Genomic DNA, 25,765 nt, shown 5'->3' with positions numbered 1-25,765 from the left:
AACAAACATTTATTTTTTATTATTGGTTTTATTTTATTATTTTTGGATTGATAAATGAACACCCAAATATAATAAGCCTGAAGAATACCTAAAATAAGGAAACGAGGTATATCTTATGTGGGATTATTGTTACATAAGTTACCAAAAATCAAAAATAAGCAAAAGGAATTTTTTATATTTAACATTAAAAATAATATAAAAATTACAATATTGAGAACATTTATTTTAAAAACTACAAAATTTTGTTCAATTTACTCAACTAAACTTTCAAAAAAACGTAAACATTTTACCAATGCCTCATCATACACGTGTTATCATTACCGATTTAGACGGAACTTTACTCAACAACAATCATTCCATTTCAGACTTTACTCAGCAAGTGTTTCAAGAACTCTATTTGGAAGATTATTTGTTTATTGTAGCCACAGGCCGCCACCATTTGGATGCGCTTCCGTTAGTAGAAAAGTTAGGAGTGCCGCTTTATTTGGTAACCTCAAACGGGGCCAGAATACACTCCCCAAACAAACAATTGATGTATGCCAAAAATATGGATCCCCAAAAGGTAGCCTCTATTTTGTCTTTACACTTTGATCCAGAAGTTACTATGGTCATGTTTAAAGAAGATTATTGGCAAACAAATCAAGTAAACGAAAAATTGAATAGTTTTCAAAAAGTAGTAACATACCATCCGCAAATAGTTGATTTTAAGTCTATTACAGATTTTGAGGCCATCAAAATATTTTTTTCTCACGACGACCATCAAAAGTTACAAAAAATCCAACAGCAAATTTTAGAGATTCATCCAAATGAATTTAACCATGCTTTTAGTTTGCCCATTTGTTTGGAATTTATGGACAAAACAGTAGATAAAAGTCATGCCATTGCACAAATATTGGCAAAAGAAGGTTACACGTTTTATGAAACTATTTCGTTTGGCGATGGTTTTAATGATGAAAAAATGTTGCTAGCATCACACAAAGCTTGTATAATGGGTAATGCTCCTCTATCTTTAAAAGAAAAATTAGCCCATTTGGAAGTGATTCAAACGAACCATCAAGATGGAGTAGCAACTTATTTGAATCAATATTTTTTAGTATAAATGCTGTTTATTACCGTGTTTAGCGTTAGTGATAGTAGTGAAAAGGTACCTACGAGGGGTTTGGTTAGCAGTACAATCAAATTATTTTATGATTGAAAGGCAACAAAATTATGTTTTCTGTTTCTTTTTTCGAGCTGCGGGAAACAATACGTTGTTTAAAATCAGTCTGAATCCTGGAGAATTAGGGTGCAAGTCTAAAACCGTTGGGGCATCTCCCACCCGGTGTTGGTAGTCTTCGGGGTCGTGTCCGCCGTAGTAGGTAAACATGCCTTTGCCCTTTTCGCCATGCAAATAACGGACTTCGCCATTTACTTCGTTCGTTGCCAAAACTAAAACATTTGTTTTAATCAACGACGCATCAAATGAAGTGGTTTGCCCCATAAATCCTTTGATCAATTGCGTATGATTTTGACACAACATGGTAGGTATTGCATCCCATTTTGCAGAAAAATCCATCAGTGTAAAATAGTCTTTTTCCATCGGGATTTTACGTTTTTCGGTCATATCGATATCCGAAAATTCATAATGATCTGGTTTTCTGTCCAATGTAAAATTTTTAAATGCAAAGCTATTAGCATCGTGTATTTTCGATTGATAATTAGAGTCACTTGGGTCGCCATCAAACATGGTTTCGCAAATATCGGTACCCTCTGCCGCAAGTGCTATATCGAAACTATCTGTTGCCGAACACATTGCAAATAAAAAGCCTCCTCCAATAACATAATCCCTTATCTTTTTGGCTACTGCTAATTTTTCTTCAGATACTTTGCTATAACCCAACTTTTGGGCTAACAATTCGGCCTCTTGTTTTTGCTCCATATACCATGGAGCATTTCTATAAGCCCCATAAAACTTTCCGTATTGTCCCGTAAAATCTTCATGATGCAGGTGCAACCATTCGTATAACAATAATTGATCGCCCAAAACTTCTTCGTCATATATAGCCGTAAACGGAATTTCGGCATACGTAAGCACCATCGTAACAGCATCGTCCCACGGCTGTTTGCCTTTTGGCGTATAAACAGCAATTTTGGGAGCTTTTTCCAGCACTACGGCTTCCATGTTTTGAGACGGACTGGCTATTTCAGCCAATAGCGACGCCTGTTCTGCATCCGATAAAATTTCAAAACTCACACCCCTTACTTGACATTCTTTTCGAATTTCGGTTGCATCGGGCAACAAAAACGAACCCCCTCTAAAATTCAACAACCAACTGGCTTTGTAGTCTTTGCTTAGCACCCAATAGGTGATACCGTATGCTTTTAAATGGTTTTTTTGGGTCGTTTCGTCCATTGGCAACAAGATAAAACTCGCCCTAGAAAGTACGCTAATGCTTATAAATAATAAAACAAATACACCTTTTAATTTCATTTTGCAATACAATTTAATTACCCAACGAAGGTAATGTTTTTTTATTCAATTCGTTTTTTGTTCAAAAAAAACCAATACCATTATTCATGCGAGGGTTCAATATGAATCAAAACATGTCCAATATTAGGTATCTTCAATCGTAAATAATCTTTTAAATTGTGGGCCAAGTCGTGCCCTGCTTTTACCGAAATATTGGCATCTACAATGGCATGCAAATCCACATGATACTGCATTCCCGCTTTGCGAATAAAACATTTTTCGGTGTCTATAATCCCCAAAACCTCTTTAGAGTACTGCCTAATTTCTACAATCAAGTCGTCATACAAATGTTCGTCCATAATTTCGCCCAAAGCGGGTCTAAAAATCAAATAACTATTATAAATTATAAAACCAGAAGCCAACAAAGCCGCCCAATCATCGGCCGCTTCATATCCTTTGCCCAAATACAAGGCCATTGCAATCCCAATAAAAGCCGCAACAGACGTTATAGCATCGCTCCGATGGTGCCACGCATCGGCTATAAGCGATGAGCTATTAGTAGCTTTACCTTTTTGCATAACCAATCTAAACGAAAACTCTTTCCACAAAATAATGCCTCCAAGGATATACAAGGTCCAAGTTTTGGGCAATTGGTGTGGTGTTTGAATATTGATAATACTTTCGTGAGCAATAAAAACGGCCGACGCTATAAGAAACCCCACCACAATAAAAGTAATCAATGGCTCAGCCCTGCCATGTCCATACGGATGGTTGTCATCTGCCGGTCTGTTGGCATATTTTATCCCAAAAAGCACCAAAAATGACGCAAAAATATCCGTTGTCGATTCAATAGCATCGGCAATTAAGGCATACGAATTACCAAAAATCCCTGCAAAACCCTTTACCAACGCCAATCCAGCATTACCCAAAATACTAAAATAAGTTGCCTTTATTGCAGTTTGTTCATTTGTCATCTAATAATTATAAATAAATATTTAATAAAAATACCGTTTTGCTCCTTGCTCTTCCCCGTCGAATAGCCAAAAAACAAAACGATATCAAGTCATAATCATGGCAAAAGGTGTTTGCTACAAATAGGTCGTTCATTTGGGCGTGCCCCTCCGTAAACTACGGGTCGGGCTATCCGTTACAATCTTTTTTGCCCCAAAAAGACGGGGCAAAAAAGGATTTTCACTACTATCCCTCACGCAACACGGGGTTCCAACAAAATTGGTGCAAAACAACCTACCCATCTTACAAACGAACAATATGTGCTCCAATGGCCCGCAAGCGTTCATCTATTTTTTCGTAACCTCTGTCTATTTGTTCAATGTTTTGAATGGTACTTGTTCCTTTTGCCGAAAGGGCCGCTATCAACAACGAAATACCCGCTCTAATGTCTGGCGAACTCATTACAGTGGCTTTCAATTGCGACTCAAAATTGTGTCCCATAACCACCGCTCGGTGTGGATCACACAACATGATTTTGGCTCCCATATCGATCAATTTGTCCACAAAAAACAAACGGCTTTCAAACATTTTTTGATGTATCAATACATCGCCTTTTGCCTGCGTAGCCACTACCAAAATAATGCTCAACAAATCAGGCGTAAAACCTGGCCAAGGAGCATCGGCAATGGTAAGTATCGACCCGTCAATATCGGTTTTTACTTCATAACCATTTGTATGTGCTGGTATATAAATGTCATCTCCTTTTTTCTCTATCGTAATACCTAATTTTCTAAATGTACTTGGTATAATACCCAAGTTTTCCCAACTCACATTCTTGATAGTAATTTCCGATTTTGTCATGGCAGCAAGTCCAATCCACGATCCTATTTCGATCATGTCGGGCAAAATGCGGTGTTCGCATCCACCAAGGGCTTCAACCCCTTCAATGGTTAATAAGTTTGAACCAACGCCACTAATTTTTGCCCCCATCAAATTAAGCATTTTACAAAGTTGTTGCAAATAAGGTTCGCAAGCAGCATTGTAAATAGTTGTTACCCCCTCTGCCAATACAGCTGCCATAACAATATTAGCAGTACCTGTTACAGAGGCTTCGTCTAACAACATATAAGTACCTTTGAGCTTTTCGCTGGTTTCTACACCATAAAAATGATCCTCTCGGTTGTATCTAAATTTTGCCCCCAAATTGATAAACCCTTCAAAATGAGTATCTAATCGTCGTCTTCCTATTTTGTCCCCTCCAGGTTTTGGTATATATCCTTTGCCAAATCGGGCCAACAAAGGCCCCACGATCATGATAGACCCTCGGAGCGAACCACCTTCTTTTTTAAAGGCTTCTGTTTCCAAATAGCCCACATTTACTTCGTCCGACTGAAATGTCATGCTGCTTGGGCCATTTTTTTGAATTTTAACCCCCAAATTACCTAAAAGGGTAATGAGTTTATTAACATCTATAATGTCAGGGATATTATGGATGGTTACTTTTTCTGGCGTTAAAAGTACGGCACACAAAATTTGTAATGCTTCATTTTTAGCCCCTTGAGGCGTGATGGCTCCTTTTAGGCTTTTGCCTCCTTCAATTTTAAATGTCCCCATTTTTATTTTAATGCTTTTGGTTATCTTTTTAGTTTAGTTTTATTGTTGCCAAGTCAAAATTTGAGGTGTTAAAACTTCGACTTCATTTTTTTGGGTATAATTTTGCTGTTTTTTGGCCCTTTATTAGGAACAATTTTTTGATTGGTATTAGGAACAATTTTGTTTGAAACCCTCTTGTTTGTACGTATCAATTCGTTGGTGTTCAACAGTTCTTCTGTGCTTTGCATCAAGTTAAGTTTGCCTTCAGATAATTCATACAAATGTTCAAAAATCACCGCATCGGTTACAGTATCTTTGTTCCAACTCAAGTACGATTTTTTCATGTGATTGGCAATTACTTTTACCAAAGCACTTTTCATTTCGCCCTCTTCCCATTTATTGGCCACATCAATCATGTATTTGATATTGTTGCCATAAAATCGGTATTTTGGATAATTTTGAGGATATTGCAACGCATCGGGTTTCATTTGTAAAACCTCTCGAGACGGAATAGGATATGGCGAATTTACATTGATTTTGAAATCAGACATAATAAACAATTGGTCCCATAACTTATGCTGAAAATCGGGAACATCTCTCAAATGAGGGTTCAAACTTCCCATAACTTGAATAATGTATTGGGCGGCTTTATTTCGCTCTTCATCATCTGCAATGGCAGTAGCTTGATTGATCAGTTTTTGCAAATGACGACCGTATTCTGGAATGATAAGATGCTGTCTTTCAGAGTTGTATTCTAAATTGAACACCACATCTTTGGCATTTTCTTTAATATAATTCATATTTTGTATTGAAAATAATAATTCGTTGGATTTGGATATTATAAGCTCATAAAACCAAGCAGTTTTATAATGAAACAATGCCTTCTATTGTAGATACTTCTTTGTATTTTGAAATGACTTCGTCGGCATCTTTCATCGTTACATCTACAGAAATACTGGTAAACTTGCCCGTTTTGGACTTGGTGGTTTTGATAACAGCTCCCATACAATTAAATGCCTCCTCAACTTTTAAAACATTGTCATTCAAACTAGGAACTATAAATTTGTACAAATAAGTGGCTGGCCAAGTGTTGCTATTATCCAATTCTACCTTGAGTCGTTCATAAAATGCCGCTGTTTCTTTTGCTTTATTGTCTTCCATTTTTTTAATAAAATAAAAGCAAAGATACATTTTTGATTTGATAAAATGATTTTTCCATTTATTTTTTTTAAACCATACCCAATATAAATGCAACAGTCCAAAGAGGCGATTTGATTTTTTAGAAAAAAGGGTTGCACAATTGGCTACGGAACTGTTTTTTTTGACTCATTTTAGCAAAAAAAAAGCAGATTGACCTATATATTGGCGTTTTTGGTTTAAATTTGTGATGTGGATTTTTTCATCATGGCGGGTATGTTTATTTCTCTAAATTTCTTGGGCGATGTGCCTTTTTTAATTAGAAAAATGCGATTGAAATAACTCAATGTTTCAAATCCGCAGGAATAGGAAATTTGATTGATGGTTGCATCCGATAGCAATAATAACCTGCTGGCTTCGTTGATTCGCAATTCGTTTACATAATCGGAAAGGGTTTTTCCAGTTGCTTTTTTGAAAAATTTACAAAAATTACTTTCGGTAACATGTATCAATTCGGCAACCGCTTGCAAAGTTATTTTTTGATGAAAATTGTCCTGCAAAAAAGTGCACACTTTGTTGATTCGCAATTCATTTTTTTTAGAAACTACATTGTGAAAGGTGTTTGGAGCAATATATTTTGCTGGTATTTGTGCCAATTTGTCTAAAAGAGCAATAAATCGCATCACTTTTTCCATTCCTTGCAAATGGGGTAATTCCAAAATTGCAGTTACCAATTCATTTTCGGGCGGAAAAACCAAACCTCGAGCCGCCTGTACTAACATATTTTTTATGGCAATTCCTTCTTGAAGTTTCAAAAATGGAAGCATAAAATCCATAGAAAACTGAATTACTACGGCATCAGATTCTGCGTCGTTGTCTGTTTTTCCTGTCCACGTGTGAGGCAAATTGCTTCCCAACAATACTAAATCGCCTGCGGAAAAAGACTCGTAAGAATTGCCCACAATACGATACCCATTGCCTTGCACAATATACGTCAGTTCCCATTCGGGATGATAATGCCATTTGAACTCAAAAAATGGAACTTGATACCGATAGGCTCGAAAACTCGAGTTTCCATTACTAGATGAAATATTTTCTAAAATTGCTTTCATTGCTGTAAAATTTATTTGATAGTGGTCATAACTTTTATAGCCTTTTTATTCTAATGTATTTACTTGCACAAATGAGTTGTTAATGGCTATTTCACAATTGCAAATTTACTTCATAAAACAAAAATAATCAAATAAAATTCAATATAGTGTTAGTATTGAACAATTTTATGCTAATTTATTCCATCAATAAAAAATAATTTTGTGTTTCAATTAAACGAAATTTATTTAGAATATATTTTTCTCAAAATTTAAAACTTTGACAAATATTACCAAAAAACAGTAAAAATTTCAGAATTAAGGAATAACTAGAATTTAAAAAATGGAACAACATAAAAAAAACATATTTGTATTTATCCTACTTCTTTCTTTTTTTACAAATGCTCAAAATAGGAAACACGTAAACCCTTTCATTGGAACCGATGGCACAGGACACAACTTTCCAGGTCCATCGATGCCTTTTGGAATGGTGCAACCCGGACCAGACAATGCAACTTCGGGCTGGAATCATACCAGTGGTTATCAATATAAAGACACCTTGCTTTTGGGCTTTTCGCAAATGCGTTTCAGTGGCACAGGCATTGGCGAAATGGGAAATATTTTGTTGCTCCCTTTTGATGAAAAACAACCTTATTTCAAAAATAGCTATCATAAAAACACCGAAAAAGCAAGCGTTGGCTATTATTCCCTAACCAAAAAAGACGGAGTTAAGGTAGAATTGAGTTGTTCCGAAAGAGTAGCTTTTCATCGATATACGTATCCTGATGTTCATGCTAAATTATTGCTCGATTTCCAGCATGGTATTCAATTTTTTAATGATAGTTTGGTTTTGGAAAGCGATATAAAAATTGAAAATAACAACACTATTTCAGGCTATTGCAAAACGAAAGCTTGGGTAACAAAAAAGTATTTTTTCACCATTCAATTTGAAACACCTTTTTCAAAAATAGAGCAACTTCCAAGAGGCTCAAAAGAAAATGCACCCAAATATCATTTGGATTTTGATTTAGCCAAAAATAAACTTTTGAACATCAAAATTGCACTTTCCACAGTGAGTGTTGAAGGGGCAAAATTGAACCTACAAACCGAAATACCACATTGGAATTTTGAACAAGTGAAACACCATGCAGAAAACGCTTGGGAAAACTATTTGAGTAGCATTAGCATCAAAGCAACTGCCAAACAAAAAGCACTTTTTTACACCTCGCTCTATCATGTATTGCTGCAACCGTCCAATATTGCTGATGTGGATGGCAATTATCGCGGGGCTGATGATCAAATTCAAAAAGCTCCAAACAACGCCTATTATTCCACTTTATCCATTTGGGATATTTATAGAGGCGCTTTTCCATTATTACAAATTATTGCCCCAGAAAAAATTGATGGTATTGTGAATACGCTACTTTTACATCACAAAACAACTGGATTTCTGCCCATTTGGACGGCTTGGGGGCAAGATAATTATTGCATGATTGGCAACCACGCCATTCCGATGCTTTTATCGGCATATTCTAATGGTTTTCAAGGGTTTGATAAAAACGAAGCACTCAAAGCCATGATTGAAACTTCAACCAAAAGTCACATTAATTCCGATTGGGAATTGTATCAAAAATACGGCTATTATCCGTTTGATAAATTGGACAATGAAGCCGTTTCAAGAACTTTGGAAAGTGGATATGATGATTGGTGTGTGGCGCAAATGGCAAAAAAATTAGGCAATTTGTCAATTGAAAATGAATTTAATAAAAGAGCTCATTTTTATCAAAATTTATTTGACCCTGAAACACAATTATTTCGAGGCAAAGACAGTAATGGTAATTGGAGAACACCGTTTGATCCATTAACTGCCACATCGCCCATGAACAACCCTGGTGATTATACCGAAGCCAATGCCTGGCAATATTTTTGGACACCCGCACAATTTGATGTGGAAGGCATGCAAAATCTTTTGGGTGGAAAAACCGCTTTCACTAAAAAATTAAATGATTTTTTTACTATTGAAAGTATTAATCCAAATAAATTTTTAGGACAAGAAGCGCTAATTGGGCAATATGCTCATGGCAACGAGCCGAGTCATCATATTGTTTACTTATTTGCTTTTTCAGACACTCCAAAAGTGGGACAGAAATACATTCATAAAATCATAAACGAATTTCACAACAACACCCCTGATGGCATGATTGGAAATGACGATTGCGGTCAAATGTCGGCTTGGTATATTTTATCTACTTTAGGTTTTTATCCCGTGAATCCTGCCAATGGTGAATTTGTTTTGGGAACACCTCAAGTGAAAAAGGCCGTATTGAAACTTCCTAACCACAAAAAATTTACCATAAAAGCGTCTCAATTTTCAAAAGAAAACAACTTGCAAGAGCTGGCAAAATTAAACGGAAACGTAATAGAAAAACCGATTATTCACTTTAAAGATATACAAAATGGAGGAATACTTCATTTTTTGATGACTAACCATTAAACACCACTTCAGATGATAAAAATAATTGCAATAACTATGATTTTAGGAAGCATGACTATTCAATCTCAAGAAAAACAAAACGAAAAATATACCTTGTTACCCTTTGGCAGTATCAAACCTACGGGTTGGTTGAAAGACCAAATGCAAAAAGACGTGGCAGGATTTGTGGGCAATTTGGATCAATTGGTGCCTGCTTTGATTCAGGATCCCATTTATAGCACCCAACGCTTGCACCAACACAGCGAAGTCAAAGATTTGGGAAACAACAAAGAAGGCGATGCTGAAGGAAGTGAGCAATACAAATGGTGGAACAGCGAAACCCAATCCAATTGGTGGGACGGTTATATCAGAAATGTGATTTTCTTGAACGACAAAGCAGGACTGAAAAAAGTGGAAAAATACATTCAAAACGTCTTAAAATCCCAAGATGCAGATGGGTATTTAGGTATTTATGATACCGATTTGCGCTATAATTTCCAATCGGAGAACGGCGAATTGTGGTCTAAAGCCACGCTTTATCGAGGGTTACTGGCTTATTATGAGTATTCTAAAGACAAAAAAGTTTGGAATGCCTTAGAAAAAGCAGTTGCCAATGTCATGAAAAATTATCCCATCCATGCCTCTAGTCCCTATTCCTCTGGGAAAGAATTCAACGGAGGTGTTTCGCATGGATTGACTTTTACAGATGTTTTGGACAAAATGTATCAAATTACGGGAGACACCAAATATACCGATTATGCTTTGTTTTTGTATCAAGATTTTTGCAACACCTATCAATCGGAAAAAGATGTACAATTGCAAAATATTCTGAATCCCGAGTACAAATTGCAATCGCATGGGGTGCATACGTATGAACATTTACGTCCCTTGCTAGTTGCTACTTATGCTTCAAAAAACACAGCATTGCAAACCGCTTTGAAAGTGTATTTGCAACGGATTGAAAAAACAACCACTGCCACAGGAGGTGCCATTGGCGACGAATGGATTGCCGAACGAACTGCTGATGCCACGCATACTGGTTATGAATATTGTTCCTTGCACGAATTGCTGGATAGCTATTCCGTTTTGTTGCAAAAACAAGGCGATTTCAAAACGGCAGAAGCCATGGAAACGATTTTTTATAATGCGGCACAAGGGTCCAGACATCCCGAGCATTCCTGTATTGCCTATTTAAAAACCGATAATTCCTTTGAAATGATGGGTACCAAAAATGGTGAAGTAGAACCCAACCGCAACCAAACCCGATACAAATATTCGCCTGCACACCAAGATGTAGCGGTTTGTTGCAACCCCAATGCCGGTAGAATTTCGCCATATTTTATTGAAAAATCTTGGCTCAAAGAAAATGAAACCACCTTTGTTCAATTGCTTTTGATGCCCAATGTGTTGGAAACAAAAATTCAAAATAAAACTATAAAAATTGAAACCATAACCGATTATCCCAATAAAAACAGCTTTGTTTATGAAATTTCCAACCCAAATGAAGTAGCATTTACACTAAAAATTAGAAAGCCAGCTTGGGCAAAAGAAATTGTTACCACAGAAAACTATGTTTTGGATGGAGATTGCATCGTTTTTGAAAAGAAATTTAAGAAGAAAGACCGCATTTCTATAGCCTTTAAGGCAGAAATTGAAATTGTAGAAGACCACAACAAAGAAAAATATTTTCGATATGGCGCTTTGTTTTTTGCCAAACCCATTGCCGCTTTGGAACAAAAAGGGAAAACCTATTTCACGAATTTCAGTGATTTCAACTATAAACCAATAGAAAACCAACGCTATCAATTCATAGAAAATCATCAAGCCAATTATGAGAATGGAAAAATTATTTTGAATGCCAAAAACACCACTACCAATCAAGTGGAAACCCTTACTTTAATTCCATTTGGGAAAACCATTTTGAGACAAGTGAGTTTTTAAAACGTAATGAAATTTAAAAATTAAATCAATCCATATTCATGAAATGTAACAAATAATTCTGAAAAGTAATTCCATAAATTAAAAATCAATAAACCATGAAAACACCATTTAACAAATTTATTTACTTAGGATTCATACTTTTGGGTGCCTATCAAGCAATTTTTAATCACGATTATATGCAAGCTGCTTCCTCCTTTGGAATTGGTTTGGCATTTGACCCATTCGACCCAGAGCAAAAATGGAACGACAGACCGCAATGGCAAAAAGCAGTACTGCTTATTCATCTTGGAATAACCGCTGCTTTATTTGGATATGGAATTGGGTTTCATGATAAATAATTCTAATAGAAGTCTTCTGGATTGCAAAAAATATTCCCACTATTTTTTCATACAAAAAAACCACCTCTACTAATAAAGGTGGTTTTTTATATAAAAAAAGCGGTTTATAACTATGAAAACATATCCTTTACCTTTTCAAAAAATGATTTCTCACTTTTTTCAGGATTTGGCAAAAAGTTTTCGTCGTTTAAATATTTTTCAAAAAATTGACGTTGTTCTTTGTTCAAAGTTTTGGGTGTCCAAACATTAACATGTACAAGTAAATCGCCATTGCCATAGCCATTTAAGCTAGGGATACCTTTGCCTTTCAATCTCAAAATTTTACCAGATTGAATTCCGTCTTCCAATTTGATTCGTACTTTTCCACTTACGGCCTCAATGTCTTTTGAAGCTCCCAAAACAGCTTCAGACAAGCTGATGTACAAGTCATAATGTAGGTTTTCGCCTTCACGTTTCAAAAAGTCATGTTCTACCTCTTCTATGGCAACAATCAAATCGCCAGGCACACTATTGCCAGGAGCATCGTTTCCTTTGTTTGACACTTTTAGTTGCATTCCATCAACTACACCTGCTGGAATTTTAATAGACACTGTTTCTTCTTCTTGCACCATCCCTTGAGCATCGGCATGAGATGGTTTTTTGTCCAGTGTTTGTCCAGTTCCGCCACAAGTTGGGCAGGTAGAAGCCGACTGCATACGACCCAAAATGGTGTTGGTTACTCGCATTACCTGACCTTGTCCGTTGCAAGTGCCACAAGTTTTATAGGTTACGCCTTGTGCCTGAATTTTTCGTTTTACTTTTACTTTCTTTTCTACGCCATTGGCTATTTCTTCAAGAGTCAGTTTTACTTTGATTCGCAAATTGCTCCCTTTCATACGGCGTTGTCCGCCGCCACCGCCAAATCCGCCAAATCCGCCGCCACCAAAAATGTCGCCAAATTGACTAAAAATGTCATCCATGTTCATACCACCAAAACCGCCGCCACCGCCGCCGTTTTCAAAGGCTTGATGTCCGTATTGGTCATATTTAGCTTTCTTTTGTGGGTCGCTCAAAATTTCATAAGCCTCTGCAGCTTTTTTGAAATTTTCTTCAGCTACTGCATCGCCTGGGTTTTTATCTGGGTGAAATTCTATGGCTTTTTTTCGGTAAGCTTTTTTTATTTCGGCTTCCGTTGCATTTCTATTAATGCCCAATATTTCGTAAAAATCTTTTTTCATTTGTGTAAATTTTTTTAACAATACTCACTTTTGATGTGCAAGAGTCAGCTGTTTTTTTCTCATTGGGTTTGTTGTTTTCTAAAACAAAGCGTGGATTTTAATACACTATTTCTTTCAATTAGAATTAATTACCAATTACAACTTTTGGAAAACGAATAATTTTTTCGCCAAGTTTATAACCTTTTTCTATAACATCTACAATTTTACCTTTTAAGTTTGGCGAAGGTGCTGGAATTTGGGTTATGGCCTCTGCAAAATCGGCATCAAATAAGTCGCCTGCCCCAATTTCTATTGCTTCTAATCCTTTAGATACCAAGGTCGATTTTAATTTTTCATGTATCAATTCGACTCCTTGTGTCAAAATGTCATTTTCTGATTTCTTGATTTCAATTAAAGCCCTGTCAAAATCATCTAAAATAGGCAATAAAGATTGTAAAACATCCTGATTGGCTGTTTTAAACAATTCGATTCTTTCTTTGGTAGTCCGTTTTTTGTAATTTTCGAATTCGGCAAAAAGACGCAAAAACTTGTCTTTTTCGGCAGCCAAATCTTTGGTTAATTGTTCTTCAATACTTAATTCTTCAACTAGCGTTTCCTCGGTTGTAGTGTTTTCAATCGTTGTGTCGTCTAATTCTTTTTCTATTTCAGTATTTTCAGTACTCATCTTTGTTTTATTTTTGAATATGTTTTTAAATTTCATTTATTGTATGTTATCAAAATTACTGCCAAACCTTAAAAAATGTCAAATTGTCATTGTTTTAACTTCGTATATTTTTTTGTTTTTAAAATTGTAGGCAAAAAAAATATTTTACCTTTGGCAAAAATATATATAAAGTGCGAATAAACCGTTATAAAAAAGAATTTTTAGACAACATCAAACTAGCAACTCCAGTAGTTTTTGGTATGCTCGGACACACCCTTATCGGGATTGTTGATAATTTTATGGTGGGCAATTTAGGTGCTACAGAGTTGGCAGCCGTATCTTTGGGCAACAGTTTTATTTTTATTGGAATGTCTATTGGCATCGGGTTTTCTACTGCCATAACCCCTTTGGCTTCTGAAGCATTGGCAGAAAAAAACGACAAAAAATGCCGTTCGATTTTTCATCACGGACTGTTGTTAAGTATTATTTTAGGGATAGTGTTATTTGTGCTTATTGTATTGTCCAAACCATTGATGCTTTTGATGAACCAACCCAAAGCCGTTGTCGATTTGGCCACTCCTTATATCGATTGGGTAGCATTTTCGTTGATACCTGTAATTATTTTTCAGGGCTACAAACAATTTTCCGATGGTTTATCACTTACAAAATATGCCATGTATGCCGTGTATTTGACCAACGTGGTTCATGTTATAGTTAATTGGATGTTAATTTATGGTTTTTGGATTTTTCCAAAAATGGGTGTTGTCGGGGCTGCACTTGGAACTGTTGTTTCCAGACTGATGATGGTAGTATTTATGCACTATTTGATGAAAAACAACCACACACTACAACCTTATTTTAAGCATTTTAGTTTCAAAGAAATCAAAAAATCGGTGCTCAAAAAAATTGTAAAACTTGGGGCACCATCTGCCATGCAAATGCTTTTTGAAGTTACCCTTTTTACGGCAGCTATATGGCTTTCGGGTAGTTTGGGCAAAAACAGTCAAGCGGCCAATCAAATAGCCCTAACACTCGCTTCAACTACCTTTATGTTTGCCATGGGGCTCAACGTTACAGCCATGATCCGATTGAGTTATCTAAAAGGACTTCAGGACATCAAAGGGCTTCTTTTTACGGCAAAATCTATTTTTATGTTGGCCATTATGCTCGAAACTTTTTTTGCTATTATTTTTATTGTATTTCATCAATATTTACCCCATTTGTTTCTCAATATGAACGATGCCAATCAAGCTTTGGACAACACACAAGTAATCGAAATTACATCCAAATTACTCTTAATTGCTGCGTTTTTTCAAATATCTGATGGCATCCAAGTTGTTGTTTTAGGAGCCTTGAGGGGGCTTCAAGATGTAAATGTACCAATGTATATTACCTTTGTAGCCTATTGGGTTGTGGGATTTCCCATATCATACTATCTTGGTAAGCACACCACGCTGGCCGCTACAGGTATTTGGATAGGCCTTTTGGCGGGGCTAACCTTTGCAGCCGTTTTTTTATATGTTAGGTTTTATTCGCTTACCAAAAAAATGACGGCATCAAAGCAATTGTCTTAATCTAATTTTTTTTATATAAAGGTTTTAATATAAAAACAATTGTAGTACATTCAAATACCACAATCAAAGCCATTGGATTCATAACTTGATTATCTGATCAAAAGCCTATTTCTACTACTTGATATAAATGGATGCCAAAAAATAATAAAGAAAATATGAAAAATGGATTTTTAGTAATAACAAATATATTTATAAAATAGTCCAAAGATACGTAGTTATTTTTTAGAAAAAATTTTCCAAAAAAATCGTTGCATAGCTGGGCTACGGAACTATTTTTTTTTGAATAACTTTAGTAAAAAAGAACCAGTAGATTGGACTATTTTATATGTATATTTGGTATAAAATAGAATAATATTCTTAAATTTTAAGTAGCCGCAAAAAAAATGACATACAATTTGAAAGCATCTTATATACGTCAAATAGTATTGATTTATAACAATTTATCAATTTAATATAAAAACAAAGAACAATTTTTATAAAAAAATTGCTCTTTATTTTAAAAATATTAAGCTGTTTTTTTTCTCAGCTCCCAAACATAGAATAAACAAAGCATAAGACTCGAAATTAACCCTGAATAGGGTAGGTATAAACCAGAATTTTTGTCTATTGCTTGGTTATTGAGTTCGTAAATTTCGACCCCAAGTTTAATTAAAGAAAGACAAAATATAGAAAGTAACAATGGCTTTCTATATTTTTCAATAAATGTATTCATAACTAAGGAATTTAAGTATTACAAATTTAAAACATTTAGTGTTAGGTTGGTAAAAAAAAGTAATTTTTTTTACATCAAATGATATTTTTTTAAACATGAATACTGTATCAAGGCGGCATACCATTACCAATATTTGAAACTCAAAACTTGTTTGCCTGATCAAACCTCCCGTATAATAAAGTCCCGTAGGGACGATTCATTTTGTTGCAACGGATTTCAATCCGTTGGTGAAAATATAACAACGGATTTCAATCCGTTCAAAAAACCACCAATTATTGGTTTGGATTTTTTCAAAAATTAATGTTTTATTGATTTGTTTTTTTTTTAAATAAATTATAAATAACTCATTTTCAATATTTTATAAAAAAATAATTTCCCTCAAAAACTTCAAAACATTTCAGGTAATTATTTTCTTTCTATTGCGATTTTTGAAACGATTTGAATTGCATAAGCAGCCCCAAAATTTTTGATTTCCCAACGGGGTTCATCGAGTGGCAATAGAACGCTGGACAATCCAAACGATTATCCATACAATATTCAACAAGCCAATTGGCACAATCAAATCCCGTTTTTTCTTGAAGGCTTTCAACATCCGACAAATCGTGGTCAAAAGAAACACAATCAGGAAGTCCGTTTTGGGTAATCCATTCCACAAATTCAGAATAACTGCAAACAATTATCCAGTCTTTTTCCAAAAAAATAGGATTAAAAGGGTATGAATAAGCCTCGGATGGGATTCGCAAATCATCCAAAAACAGATAGGAGGGAGGTGTCTTTTTCATTTTATTTTTTTGTTTCTACCACCATTTATTTGTGTGGGTTTCCAATCAAAATTTATTAAATTTTGTTTTTGAACCATTAAGATATTAAGTTTCATTAAGTCTTAATTACCTTAATTTCTTAATGGTTTAAATGGGATTCGCAAATCATCCAAAAACAGATAGGAGGGAGGTGTATTTTTCATTTTATTTTTTTGTTTCTACCACCATTTATTTGTGTGGGTTTCCAATTAAAATTAATTAAATTTTGTTTTTGAACCATTAAGATATTAAGTTTCATTAAGTCTTAATTACCTTAATTTCTTAATGGTTTAAATGGGATTCGCAAATCATCCAAAAAGAGATAGGAGGGAGGCGTCTTTTTCATTTTATTTTTTTGTTTCTACCACCATTTATTTGTGTGGGTTTCCAATCAAAATTTATTAAATTTTGTTTTTGAACCATTAAGATATTAAGTTTCATTAAGTCTTAATTACCTTAATTTCTTAATGGTTTAAATGGGATTCGCAAATCATCCAAAAAGAGATAGGAGGGAGGCGTCTTTTTCATTTTATTTTTTTGTTTCTACCACCATTTATTTGTGTGGGTTTCCAATCAAAATTTATTAAATTTTGTTTTTGAACCATTAAGATATTAAGTTTCATTAAGTCTTAATTACCTTAATTTCTTAATGGTTTAAATGGGATTCGCAAATCATCCAAAAAGAGATAGGAGGGAGGTGTCTTTTTCATTTTAGGTTTTGTTTCTACCACCATTTGTGTGGGTTTCCAATCAAAATTTATTAAATTTTGTTTTTGAACCATTAAGATATTAAGTTTCATTAAGTCTTAATTACCTTAATTTCTTAATGGTTTAAATTTTTGAATAGTTGTTTTATAATTTTATACATTTGTAAAAAACACTCATATTTCGTGGTAGAACCTATTTTTTGTTACGATTTAAAGTCATTTTTTGATTTGAATAAGCACTAACCAAAAACCTAAAACAAATCACGCATACATCCCCACCGCCTCAAGCAATCTCGCCTTTACTTTTTTCTGCAAACTTTTTGGTTCCAACACTTTCACGTTGGCGCCCATCGAGAGGAGTTCTATCACAAAATGGTGGGTGGTAATTTATTGAATATAATAATTACCACCCCTGTAAAATATATGATGACAATAAAAATTTAAATTTTACCTTTAAAATGACCAAACAATGCCAATGTTAGTAATGCAACAGTCATCATTACTGATAAAACCCAAAATATTTTTTTGTAAAATATTTGATATGAACTTTTTCTATAAAAATCACTTTTGGGGATAAAATAATTATAACTTTTCCAAGCTATAAATCCACCTATTATAGAAACTATAAATGAAATAATATATGCCAAATATGTAAACATACAATTAGTTTTTATAAGTATCTGTTTCCAACCTAGTTTCTTGTTTTTTGCAATTTTTACATTCATAATAAATTCTGAATGTTTTTGTAGTAGCAGGAACCATGACTTCTCTAGTTCGGATTACATTGCCATTTTTATCTTTTGTTTTAATTGTTTCTTTTACTTTACTTTCTTTTTGGCTAATCAATTCTCTATCAACTTTACGGAGCGTTCCAAATTTTCCACAAAAACTACATTTTCTATCAAATAGAAAATATAAAACATAACCCACTACTGCAACAATTATAATTACAGCTATCCAATTGTTTATTGTAAATTCTTTCATTTTTATTATTTATGTATTAAAATTATTATATTTATTTTTAGCTCCAGACATCAATATTATTTACAATTTTCTCAGAAATGAATGCCATTATATTTTCATTTCGGATGTTAATATTTGATATAAAAACTTTGGGGTCTTTCCAATTTTGCACCTCTTTAAATGTTTGTTTTAATCCACATTTTTCATAAGTTTTTAGATGTTTATATGGTAAACCGTTTGAATCTGATGAGTTTTGAGTAGTTGTTGATAAAGATAGATTACCAATACCGTTGATTACCGTAAGAATTTCAGCCCATAAATCATCTGCTTCTTTTTTTCTTTCATCAACATTAGATAGCTCATAATAATCTAAATAATTTAGGTCGTTCCAAGTCAAGCCTCTAGCTACTATGTGATCGATTGATAGAGAATCATTTTTAAAAATAGAATTTCTTATCTCACAGATATTACTTCCGTTACTTATCTCGTATTTGTAAAGAAAATACCCGACTTTGTTCCAACCATAAATATTTGATTTCCATTTATTTATACTAGATTCAAAATGGTTTTTAGAATTTTCACCTAAATGCCTCCAACTATATGAAAATTTTTCTTCATTATTAAAATATTTAAATAATAAATTATTGCATTTTTGCAAAGACAAACCACTTATAGATTTAAATATATTTTCAAAATTATCTCGGAATGCTTTCGAATTATAAAAATAGCCATTATAGTATATAATTTCATAAAGCAACAAAAAATTTTCCCAACGTTCAATTAATTTATTCTCTAATGGGTTACCATTTCTAAAAGCCCGCAATAAAAACACAAGACTTTTATTTTTGTCTAGTAACAAAACATCTCCAATTAAAGAATTTTTATCGTCTTCCTCAGGTATAATATCAGTGATAATTTCCATTGATCTAGCAAATTCATTCGTTAGATTTTTGGCATACTCAACCGATTTTTCTTTGTTTAATTTAGATAAAGCTTCCTTAACATATTCAAGCGACCCCCGTTCACCTTCAATAGATTGGGGTAAATAAAAACCTTCTGATTTATTTCCATCTTCTATTGCTCGTAAATGATACATTAGAATTGTATCTAAAGGCAGATTACCTCGTAACCACTCCTCATTTGCTTTTTCTTCAGACTTAAAGATAATTGCAAATTTTTTTTGAATATAATTAATATCATTCTCAATTTCATTTGAATTTAGATATATAATCTTCATTAACAATGCTTTAATCTTTTCAGTTTCAGAAAGTTTAATTCCACGGGTGTTATGTAGTTCAAATATTTGAGCAGCAACGGATTTATTAGTATAAATAGCAACAGAATAATCAGCATTGAAAATTACTGAAATATATTGGTCAATATTTTCTGTTTTTAATCTAATTTTTTTTGTTGTATTTTCAGTGTCTGAAAATGCTTTTAGAAATAATTTTATCGCTTCTATTATTTTTCTTAATGAAGCTGTAGCTGTTTGAGAACTTTTTAACAACTCCTCCAATCCAATTTCTAATTTCTTATTTTCTTTTAGAAGCGAATGAATTTTTTCAAAACCAACTTCATCATAAGAAACAGTTTTAAAATTAATATCTTTCAAATAATCATGATTGTTCAAATACCCAGAAACAAGTAAAAATAAATATATTGTAGTTATACGTTGTTGTCCATCGACTATTTCATACGCTCTTTTATTCTCAAGATTTTCTAAAATATAATGTCCCAAATAGTAAGTCGAGCTATTACAGCACTCTAAAATATCATTAATAAAAGGGATTAATTGCTTTTCCCCCCATGAATATGCTCTTTGATAATCAGGTATTTCCAAAGAGGTGTTTTTAATAAAATCTCCAAACGTTTTAGATTTTTCCATATATTACTTTCCAGGTTTTATAGTGCAAATATAAACCACTTTACTTACAAAACCATTTTTCTCTTTTAAAATTATTTTGCTAATACATCCCCACCGCTTCAAGCAATCTCGCCTTTACTTTTTTCTGCAAACTTTTTGGTTCCAACACTTTTACGTTGGCACCCATCGAGAGGAGTTCCATCACAAAATCATGGGTGGGGCAAACAAACAATTCCAAAACAAGCTCCGTTGCTGTTTCCGAAACTATTTTTTGCGAATGATGCAACGGCAAGGACTTGATATAATTGCCTTGTTCCCGAGTAAGCCAAAGCCGAATTTTTTCGGGGGCTTCTTCGCCACTAATGATGCCAAAAGCGTGCTTGAATTTTTCCTCCGCATTAAATGATTTGGGATATTCAAAACGTCTCGAACTGATCTCCAAATCCGAAATCCGATCCAACCCAAAAGATTTAATAGCACCGTCATTCGGGTCTTCGGCTATCAAATACCATCGTTGTCGGGCTTCCTTCAACACCAATGGACGCAACACACGTTGGAATTTCTCATGGTCAAAATTCCAAAATTTTTCATACACCAAACTCACCTCCACTTGTTTCTGAATGGCATGCAGCAAACCATACATATTTTCGGTGCCCAGCGACTTTCTTTTTTCCAAAATCAAATGATTGGCCACCGAGTCTGAAACACTCAAAGCATTGAAAATTTGACTCGTTTCCATCAAGCGGTTCGTGTTGCCTTCATCTGCTTCTTGAATAATTTCATACACTCTTTCCCTGCGGTTAAATTTAATTTCAACACCATAAATACTAAAAATTTCCTTCACATCTCGCTCAAAAGTGCGTTTCAATAACTCATAATCTACTTCATCGAGCATAAATTGTTTTCGCACATACTCCTGTAATTCTTTAAAATCACAAGGGTTTTTTCTCAGCCTTTCGAGTATCAACAAATGACGTTTTATAAAATGTTTTTTCGACATAATTTCAAGTTTTTATTATACCAAATATATTTTTAGAGTTATCCGTTTAGGTACTTACTATAATCTCACTATATTTAAGGGGTTTAGTAATTACCATCCTTTTAATTAAGTTATCAAATATAGTTTGTTTGCTATTTGATCTATTTAATCTGTAGCTGTACTCGTCCAAATATTTTTCAATATGTTCTTCATGCATCCATGAGAAAGTGCTTCTTAACCAAGCCTTAACTTGATGTATAATTGTATTTATCTCAAAAAAATCAGAACTATTACTCTTAATTTGGGTTATATCATACATCTCTTTTAATGGTTTGTATCCTGTCCATTCATCAGTTATTATTTTTGCCTCAGTGGATATATGTGCATCAAATATTTTTTCTAGTGATACCGAAGAATAATCATTTATTAGCTTAAAATAGGCTCTTTTTACACCACCGTTTTTATCTATTTCAACTGCAGCCACAATTTTCTTTTTCTTACTATCTGTACTTCTTCCTTGCTTGAGTGTTTCTTTACCACCAAAAACGAATTCATCAACGATTGCAGTACCTTTAATGGGATAACACTCGCTACTTTTCATTGCTTTTCTAACCTTACTCATAAACAACCAAGCCGTAGATTGCCTTATATTTAATCGCTTTGCCATCTGATTTGAAGAAATACCTTTTGTGGTTGCACTCATTTCAAAAACGATTGTAAAAGCTTTTCTCATACCAAATTTAACTTTATGGAACATAGTGTTAGCCGATGGACTTTCGATGTGATGACAGTTATTACAGTCTCTTGCAAAATTTGCTTTTCTAACATTATATTTACTATTGCCACATTTTACACACTTATAACCGTTTGACCATTTCCGATCTGCTAGATATTCTAGACAATCTAAATCTGTTTTGAATTTATCAAAATACTCTATTATTCCTTGACCTAAGAATTGTTCCATAGCCTATTGTTTTAGTTATTACAAATATAAGTATTTAAATGGATAACTCTATATATTTTATATGTATATTTGGTATTAGTTTATTGTTTGGGTTCAAAAATCAATATCATACCAATTTCCGGCAATAGCCTCCAGCAATTCCTCCTTCAGCCTTTCGGGGCTTGCCGTTTCATCATACCAAAAAGTTTGCTTGTAAAAAAACAGCAATTCCATCACATCCGGTTTTTGCGTAGCCAAGACTTCCACATATTTTACATTTCGTTCAAAGCAAAAATAATCCTCGTCATACGCCTCATCCGTCTCCCCCAGTAGCCGCTTTTCAAAAGGATAACCCTCCACCTCATATTCTTTATTTTCACAATAAGAAACCAGCATATCCCACACACCAGCCTCATAGATTTCGGCATATTTATCATCGTCAAAACTCTGCCCAAGCTTGTCCCACTCTCTATGAGCAGCAACAATTTCTCTCTTAATCACATCAATATTCATAAATACAATTTTATTAAAATTTTTTGGGCGTTCCCACAAGGGGCCGGGCTGTCCGCTATATCTTTTTATTGCCCCAAAACCAGCGCAACCGCACAGGGGCAATAAAAAGGATGCCGCTTCCATCCCTAACGCGGCCCCCGTAAACAAAGAAAAAATACGTTAATAAACACTACAGGTTTCTTTATTTTCGACAAAGATAAACAAGTACAACGACAAATTGTGTCGTTTTAAATTTATTTTTATAAACGGAAAAGGTTTTTTTAAAGATTTTAATATATTAATTTCTTTCAAAAAACGCTTCCGTTTCCTCTTCAAATACTGTAATCGGAATTTGATGCCCTAGTTCCTTCCGAATTACAATTTGATAATTTCTTTCAAAATCATAGTTTGCAGCCAAAAAAGTCAAATTGTCTTTGGCCTGAATAATATCGTCCAATCCACCCAAAACAATTCGCAAATCGGCAAGGGGATTTTTAGCAATTATCTCAGGTACCAATTGCTCAATACTAGTTCTATAAGGCAAAGCAGGATTATACAACATAGCCCGAACGCCCAGGCTTTTTGCCAAATAATACCCAGCAAAACCGCCCATACTACTGCCAATAATGGCATCTATTGGCTCCTTTTTATATGCGTCAATAAGTTGTTGAATCTTATTGGGATTTGATTTATAATCCAAATCGGGTGCTATTACATTCCCATATTTCTCGAGAATTTGTCTTTTTTCGGGGCTAAGTTTGCTTTCAAGCCCATGCAGGTAAAGGATGTTCATGTTAGTTTAGTTTTTTAATAAACCTCAAAGGTTTTTGAAACCTTTGAGGTTTATAAGATGATTTCTTTAAATTATAGCAATCAATCCCATCAATTGGTCTTTGGTCAAACTACCGTCAATGTAGTACAAAGTTGCACCGTGTTTTTTGTTTAAAATTTGAGCCATAATTTTTGGGGTTTTGAAGGGTTGATATTTATATTATTCTGTTTCTTCAATTTCTTCTTTTGAGCCAACAATATTATTTGTTAGCAAGTCGGATAATTTATAATATGCTCTAAACGAGTTATTTTTTTCAGGTTTTGGATTGTTTTTCAATTCTATATTATCATTCTCTGACAATATAAAAAATTGCTTTTCTTCGTCGGGTAAAATTTCTTCAGTCCAAAAATTGTTTTCCCTCATATAATTTACATAATTTTTTATTTTCTGTTTGATTTCATCTGGATAGTCATCAGATTTTAAAAACACTTTGTAATCGTTTCTTGGATTGAAAATTATAATATCATCAATTTTATATAGTTTAGACATCTCGCCGCCGCCACTTTTTCTGAAAGTAATGTATAACGGCTTTTGTTTAATGAGGTACCTACCTGAATTTGGACATTCATATATTTTTAATTTTTCAATTGCATTAGATGACCATTCAGCAGATGGGATTGAATACACTTCTTTTTCGTAAAATTTCATAGTTCCGTTTATTTTGGTTAAAAAATTAAAATAATCATTTATTAATTCGTCTTGATTTCTGTTTTGATACAACATTGTATATATATCATCCCAGGCTAATGAAATGGTGTCTCCTTCAGTTGAAACACCGCTATATTTTGTAAGAACAACTTTCATTAAATCTTTTTCTTCAACATTGTCTAATTCTTGAAACCTATTATCGAGGTAACCCTCTAATTGGCTTTTAGCACTCAAAAAACTTATATTTTTATTGCTGCTTTTTGCTTCAATAATAATTGTTTTTTTCAACACATTTTTTTCAAAAAACCGAATTAAAACATCTAATCGTTGTTTTATATCTGTTTTTGAAACTAGTTCGCAATTGACAATTACAGCATCGTATTTTTCTAAATTGATTTTTGCATCTTTAATCTTTGGCATTTTTAGAAATGCCCTCAAGGCTATTTCCGATTTTGAAAGCACAATTCCGAGACCTTTAGTTTGTTTTGTTTCGTCATCACCTTTAATTAAATTAAAATAGCTAGAATGCATTTGGTTATACAATCTAAAAGTGATTTTGGTCTTTTTTATCATATTTATCATGGATTAAATTTTGTTAAAAACAAAGATTTTTCTTGGTTTTAAAAACATCACCTGTTCTTTACATTATTTTGCAAATGTAAATGTTATGTACGACAAAGTATGACAAAAAAAACATTTTAACTAATATTTTAATTTTGTTAGATATTCTCTATCAAAAAAGCCAAAGTTGTCTCCCAATCGGGAAATTGTTCGGTGCCAAAATGAATGTGAAAACCTTGAAATTCACCAGCACCATTTCGGGTGCGGTCGTCCACCAGAAAATCGCCAAGATGCAAATCTTTTCTGTGTGAAAGAATGAGTCTTTTCTTTGCCAAAACACCAAAATGTTTTTCAATCCAAATGCGTTTGCCGATGTAGGATTCGGGCACGCCCCACATTGGCGACGACAAAAAATACAAATCATACAAAGGAAACAATTGAGAAACCGCCTCAACAGCGCCTTTCATGGGCAGTAAATTATGGAAAAAATCAAGTTCGGTAGCACAAATTTGGTCAATTTTTGCGTCCCTTTTTTTCGGGTTTTCATATTGGGTTGCAGTATTCAATTCGGGGCAAATGTGCAGCACGCTTTGTTCAAAATCAGCCACCACACCGTCCATGTCTAGGTAAAGTATTTTCTTTTTCATTTTTTAAAATTTTCACAAAAATACGTTTAGACCACGACAAACGATGACATTTAAAATTCTTTGTTGAAGGTTTTATCAAAGCGGCAAAGGTTTTTAAAACCTTTGAGGTTTGTATTTGCGAAACAGCTTGTTTCGCAATATTACTATTTGGTGTATCCAATTGCGAAGCTAATGGATTCAATAGCATCAGAATAAAACAAAATCAATTCCCAT

At 33.8% G+C, this 25,765-nt stretch carries 24 protein-coding genes; 5 read left to right on the top strand and 19 right to left on the bottom strand.

Going from position 1 to position 25,765, the window contains the following annotated elements; genetic code table 11:
* The first annotated feature begins 292 nt into the window (after positions 1–292).
* Positions 293–1,099: a Cof-type HAD-IIB family hydrolase gene (locus tag FBFL15_RS12855; RefSeq protein ID WP_014084996.1), complete on the top strand. Its 807-nt coding sequence runs from the start codon at positions 293–295 to the stop codon at positions 1,097–1,099.
* A 108-nt stretch (positions 1,100–1,207) separates the two neighbouring features.
* On the opposite strand, the gene FBFL15_RS12850 is transcribed toward FBFL15_RS12855, so the two are convergent.
* The 6 genes from FBFL15_RS12850 to FBFL15_RS12825 all read right to left on the bottom strand — a co-directional run bounded on the left by FBFL15_RS12850 (position 1,208) and on the right by FBFL15_RS12825 (position 7,242).
* Entirely contained in the window at positions 1,208–2,470 is a 1,263-nt protein-coding gene (locus FBFL15_RS12850; protein WP_014084995.1) for a hypothetical protein, read from the bottom strand.
* 80 nt (positions 2,471–2,550) lie between these two features.
* Positions 2,551–3,423, bottom strand: a complete 873-nt coding sequence (locus FBFL15_RS12845) for a cation diffusion facilitator family transporter (RefSeq protein ID WP_014084994.1) — start codon at positions 3,421–3,423, stop codon at positions 2,551–2,553.
* Positions 3,424–3,703: 280 nt separating this feature from the next.
* Positions 3,704–5,014 (bottom strand): UDP-N-acetylglucosamine 1-carboxyvinyltransferase, encoded by a 1,311-nt coding sequence (gene murA, locus FBFL15_RS12840; RefSeq protein WP_014084993.1) that lies wholly within the window; start codon positions 5,012–5,014, stop codon positions 3,704–3,706.
* 68 nt (positions 5,015–5,082) lie between these two features.
* On the bottom strand, positions 5,083–5,793 hold the full coding sequence (locus FBFL15_RS12835; protein WP_014084992.1) for a DUF4290 domain-containing protein: 711 nt from the start codon (positions 5,791–5,793) through the stop codon (positions 5,083–5,085).
* 64 nt (positions 5,794–5,857) lie between these two features.
* Positions 5,858–6,154 (bottom strand): DUF493 family protein, encoded by a 297-nt coding sequence (locus FBFL15_RS12830; protein ID WP_014084991.1) that lies wholly within the window; start codon positions 6,152–6,154, stop codon positions 5,858–5,860.
* A gap of 215 nt (positions 6,155–6,369) precedes the next feature.
* Positions 6,370–7,242, bottom strand: coding sequence for an AraC family transcriptional regulator (locus FBFL15_RS12825; RefSeq protein WP_014084990.1), 873 nt, complete (start codon positions 7,240–7,242; stop codon positions 6,370–6,372).
* A 319-nt stretch (positions 7,243–7,561) separates the two neighbouring features.
* Here FBFL15_RS12825 and FBFL15_RS12820 point away from each other — a divergent pair, with 319 nt between their 5' ends.
* The 3 genes from FBFL15_RS12820 to FBFL15_RS12810 all read left to right on the top strand — a co-directional run bounded on the left by FBFL15_RS12820 (position 7,562) and on the right by FBFL15_RS12810 (position 11,970).
* Positions 7,562–9,712, top strand: coding sequence for a GH92 family glycosyl hydrolase (locus tag FBFL15_RS12820; protein ID WP_014084989.1), 2,151 nt, complete (start codon positions 7,562–7,564; stop codon positions 9,710–9,712).
* A gap of 12 nt (positions 9,713–9,724) precedes the next feature.
* Positions 9,725–11,632: a beta-L-arabinofuranosidase domain-containing protein gene (locus tag FBFL15_RS12815; RefSeq protein ID WP_014084988.1), complete on the top strand. Its 1,908-nt coding sequence runs from the start codon at positions 9,725–9,727 to the stop codon at positions 11,630–11,632.
* Between the two features lie 95 nt (positions 11,633–11,727).
* On the top strand, positions 11,728–11,970 hold the full coding sequence (locus FBFL15_RS12810) for a hypothetical protein (protein ID WP_014084987.1): 243 nt from the start codon (positions 11,728–11,730) through the stop codon (positions 11,968–11,970).
* A 110-nt stretch (positions 11,971–12,080) separates the two neighbouring features.
* Here the strand turns inward: FBFL15_RS12810 and dnaJ are convergent, their stop codons facing one another.
* Together dnaJ and FBFL15_RS12800 are read right to left on the bottom strand one after the other, a co-directional pair.
* Positions 12,081–13,187 carry a molecular chaperone DnaJ gene (gene dnaJ / locus FBFL15_RS12805; protein WP_014084986.1) on the bottom strand — a complete coding sequence of 369 codons (1,107 nt, stop codon included), beginning with the start codon at positions 13,185–13,187 and terminating at the stop codon, positions 12,081–12,083.
* Between the two features lie 124 nt (positions 13,188–13,311).
* Complete coding sequence (locus FBFL15_RS12800) at positions 13,312–13,887, bottom strand: nucleotide exchange factor GrpE (RefSeq protein WP_014084985.1); 576 nt, start codon at positions 13,885–13,887, stop codon at positions 13,312–13,314.
* Between the two features lie 134 nt (positions 13,888–14,021).
* Between FBFL15_RS12800 and FBFL15_RS12795 the strand changes: the two genes are divergently transcribed.
* Complete coding sequence (locus FBFL15_RS12795) at positions 14,022–15,404, top strand: MATE family efflux transporter (protein ID WP_014084984.1); 1,383 nt, start codon at positions 14,022–14,024, stop codon at positions 15,402–15,404.
* A gap of 1,128 nt (positions 15,405–16,532) precedes the next feature.
* Here the strand turns inward: FBFL15_RS12795 and FBFL15_RS12785 are convergent.
* From FBFL15_RS12785 to FBFL15_RS12740, 11 genes are all read right to left on the bottom strand, one after another.
* Complete coding sequence (locus FBFL15_RS12785) at positions 16,533–16,898, bottom strand: cyclic-phosphate processing receiver domain-containing protein (RefSeq protein WP_014084982.1); 366 nt, start codon at positions 16,896–16,898, stop codon at positions 16,533–16,535.
* Positions 16,899–17,884: 986 nt separating this feature from the next.
* Positions 17,885–17,992 carry a WYL domain-containing protein gene (locus tag FBFL15_RS17260; protein ID WP_262493561.1) on the bottom strand — a complete coding sequence of 36 codons (108 nt, stop codon included), beginning with the start codon at positions 17,990–17,992 and terminating at the stop codon, positions 17,885–17,887.
* A gap of 71 nt (positions 17,993–18,063) precedes the next feature.
* Entirely contained in the window at positions 18,064–18,282 is a 219-nt protein-coding gene (locus FBFL15_RS12780) for a hypothetical protein (protein ID WP_014084980.1), read from the bottom strand.
* A 4-nt stretch (positions 18,283–18,286) separates the two neighbouring features.
* Complete coding sequence (locus FBFL15_RS12775) at positions 18,287–18,607, bottom strand: hypothetical protein (RefSeq protein WP_014084979.1); 321 nt, start codon at positions 18,605–18,607, stop codon at positions 18,287–18,289.
* 37 nt (positions 18,608–18,644) lie between these two features.
* Complete coding sequence (locus tag FBFL15_RS12770; protein WP_014084978.1) at positions 18,645–20,471, bottom strand: DUF262 domain-containing protein; 1,827 nt, start codon at positions 20,469–20,471, stop codon at positions 18,645–18,647.
* A gap of 79 nt (positions 20,472–20,550) precedes the next feature.
* Entirely contained in the window at positions 20,551–21,450 is a 900-nt protein-coding gene (locus tag FBFL15_RS12765) for a helix-turn-helix transcriptional regulator (RefSeq protein ID WP_014084977.1), read from the bottom strand.
* Between the two features lie 46 nt (positions 21,451–21,496).
* The gene (locus FBFL15_RS12760; protein ID WP_014083878.1) at positions 21,497–22,393 is read right to left on the bottom strand and encodes an IS1595-like element ISFbr1 family transposase; all 897 of its coding nucleotides are present in this window, start codon (positions 22,391–22,393) and stop codon (positions 21,497–21,499) included.
* A gap of 93 nt (positions 22,394–22,486) precedes the next feature.
* Complete coding sequence (locus tag FBFL15_RS12755; protein WP_148267920.1) at positions 22,487–23,032, bottom strand: hypothetical protein; 546 nt, start codon at positions 23,030–23,032, stop codon at positions 22,487–22,489.
* Between the two features lie 130 nt (positions 23,033–23,162).
* Positions 23,163–23,657, bottom strand: a complete 495-nt coding sequence (locus FBFL15_RS12750) for a YqiA/YcfP family alpha/beta fold hydrolase (protein ID WP_014084975.1) — start codon at positions 23,655–23,657, stop codon at positions 23,163–23,165.
* A 198-nt stretch (positions 23,658–23,855) separates the two neighbouring features.
* Positions 23,856–24,917 (bottom strand): hypothetical protein, encoded by a 1,062-nt coding sequence (locus FBFL15_RS12745; protein ID WP_044032306.1) that lies wholly within the window; start codon positions 24,915–24,917, stop codon positions 23,856–23,858.
* A 146-nt stretch (positions 24,918–25,063) separates the two neighbouring features.
* Positions 25,064–25,552: a 5' nucleotidase, NT5C type gene (locus FBFL15_RS12740; protein WP_014084973.1), complete on the bottom strand. Its 489-nt coding sequence runs from the start codon at positions 25,550–25,552 to the stop codon at positions 25,064–25,066.
* Positions 25,553–25,765: the final 213 nt, after the last annotated feature.

This window comes from Flavobacterium branchiophilum FL-15, from assembly GCF_000253275.1.
Classification (GTDB): domain Bacteria; phylum Bacteroidota; class Bacteroidia; order Flavobacteriales; family Flavobacteriaceae; genus Flavobacterium; species Flavobacterium branchiophilum.
The sequence above is the reverse complement of the archived record's forward strand: the minus strand, read 5'-3'. Positions and strand labels throughout refer to the sequence as shown.

Coding starts and splice junctions, on each gene's coding strand:
- FBFL15_RS12785 (WP_014084982.1), bottom strand. CDS start 16,898: ATGAAAAAGACACCTCCCTCCTATCTGTTTTTGGATGATTTGCGAATC.
- FBFL15_RS12815 (WP_014084988.1), top strand. CDS start 9,725: ATGATAAAAATAATTGCAATAACTATGATTTTAGGAAGCATGACTATT.
- FBFL15_RS12750 (WP_014084975.1), bottom strand. CDS start 23,657: ATGAACATCCTTTACCTGCATGGGCTTGAAAGCAAACTTAGCCCCGAA.
- FBFL15_RS12740 (WP_014084973.1), bottom strand. CDS start 25,552: ATGAAAAAGAAAATACTTTACCTAGACATGGACGGTGTGGTGGCTGAT.
- FBFL15_RS12820 (WP_014084989.1), top strand. CDS start 7,562: ATGGAACAACATAAAAAAAACATATTTGTATTTATCCTACTTCTTTCT.
- FBFL15_RS12745 (WP_044032306.1), bottom strand. CDS start 24,917: ATGATAAAAAAGACCAAAATCACTTTTAGATTGTATAACCAAATGCAT.
- FBFL15_RS12780 (WP_014084980.1), bottom strand. CDS start 18,282: ATGTTTACATATTTGGCATATATTATTTCATTTATAGTTTCTATAATA.
- FBFL15_RS12825 (WP_014084990.1), bottom strand. CDS start 7,242: ATGAAAGCAATTTTAGAAAATATTTCATCTAGTAATGGAAACTCGAGT.
- FBFL15_RS12760 (WP_014083878.1), bottom strand. CDS start 22,393: ATGGAACAATTCTTAGGTCAAGGAATAATAGAGTATTTTGATAAATTC.
- FBFL15_RS12835 (WP_014084992.1), bottom strand. CDS start 5,793: ATGAATTATATTAAAGAAAATGCCAAAGATGTGGTGTTCAATTTAGAA.
- FBFL15_RS12765 (WP_014084977.1), bottom strand. CDS start 21,450: ATGTCGAAAAAACATTTTATAAAACGTCATTTGTTGATACTCGAAAGG.
- FBFL15_RS12830 (WP_014084991.1), bottom strand. CDS start 6,154: ATGGAAGACAATAAAGCAAAAGAAACAGCGGCATTTTATGAACGACTC.
- FBFL15_RS12845 (WP_014084994.1), bottom strand. CDS start 3,423: ATGACAAATGAACAAACTGCAATAAAGGCAACTTATTTTAGTATTTTG.
- murA (WP_014084993.1), bottom strand. CDS start 5,014: ATGGGGACATTTAAAATTGAAGGAGGCAAAAGCCTAAAAGGAGCCATC.
- FBFL15_RS12770 (WP_014084978.1), bottom strand. CDS start 20,471: ATGGAAAAATCTAAAACGTTTGGAGATTTTATTAAAAACACCTCTTTG.
- dnaJ (WP_014084986.1), bottom strand. CDS start 13,187: ATGAAAAAAGATTTTTACGAAATATTGGGCATTAATAGAAATGCAACG.
- FBFL15_RS12800 (WP_014084985.1), bottom strand. CDS start 13,887: ATGAAATTTAAAAACATATTCAAAAATAAAACAAAGATGAGTACTGAA.
- FBFL15_RS12775 (WP_014084979.1), bottom strand. CDS start 18,607: ATGAAAGAATTTACAATAAACAATTGGATAGCTGTAATTATAATTGTT.
- FBFL15_RS12810 (WP_014084987.1), top strand. CDS start 11,728: ATGAAAACACCATTTAACAAATTTATTTACTTAGGATTCATACTTTTG.
- FBFL15_RS12855 (WP_014084996.1), top strand. CDS start 293: ATGCCTCATCATACACGTGTTATCATTACCGATTTAGACGGAACTTTA.
- FBFL15_RS12850 (WP_014084995.1), bottom strand. CDS start 2,470: ATGAAATTAAAAGGTGTATTTGTTTTATTATTTATAAGCATTAGCGTA.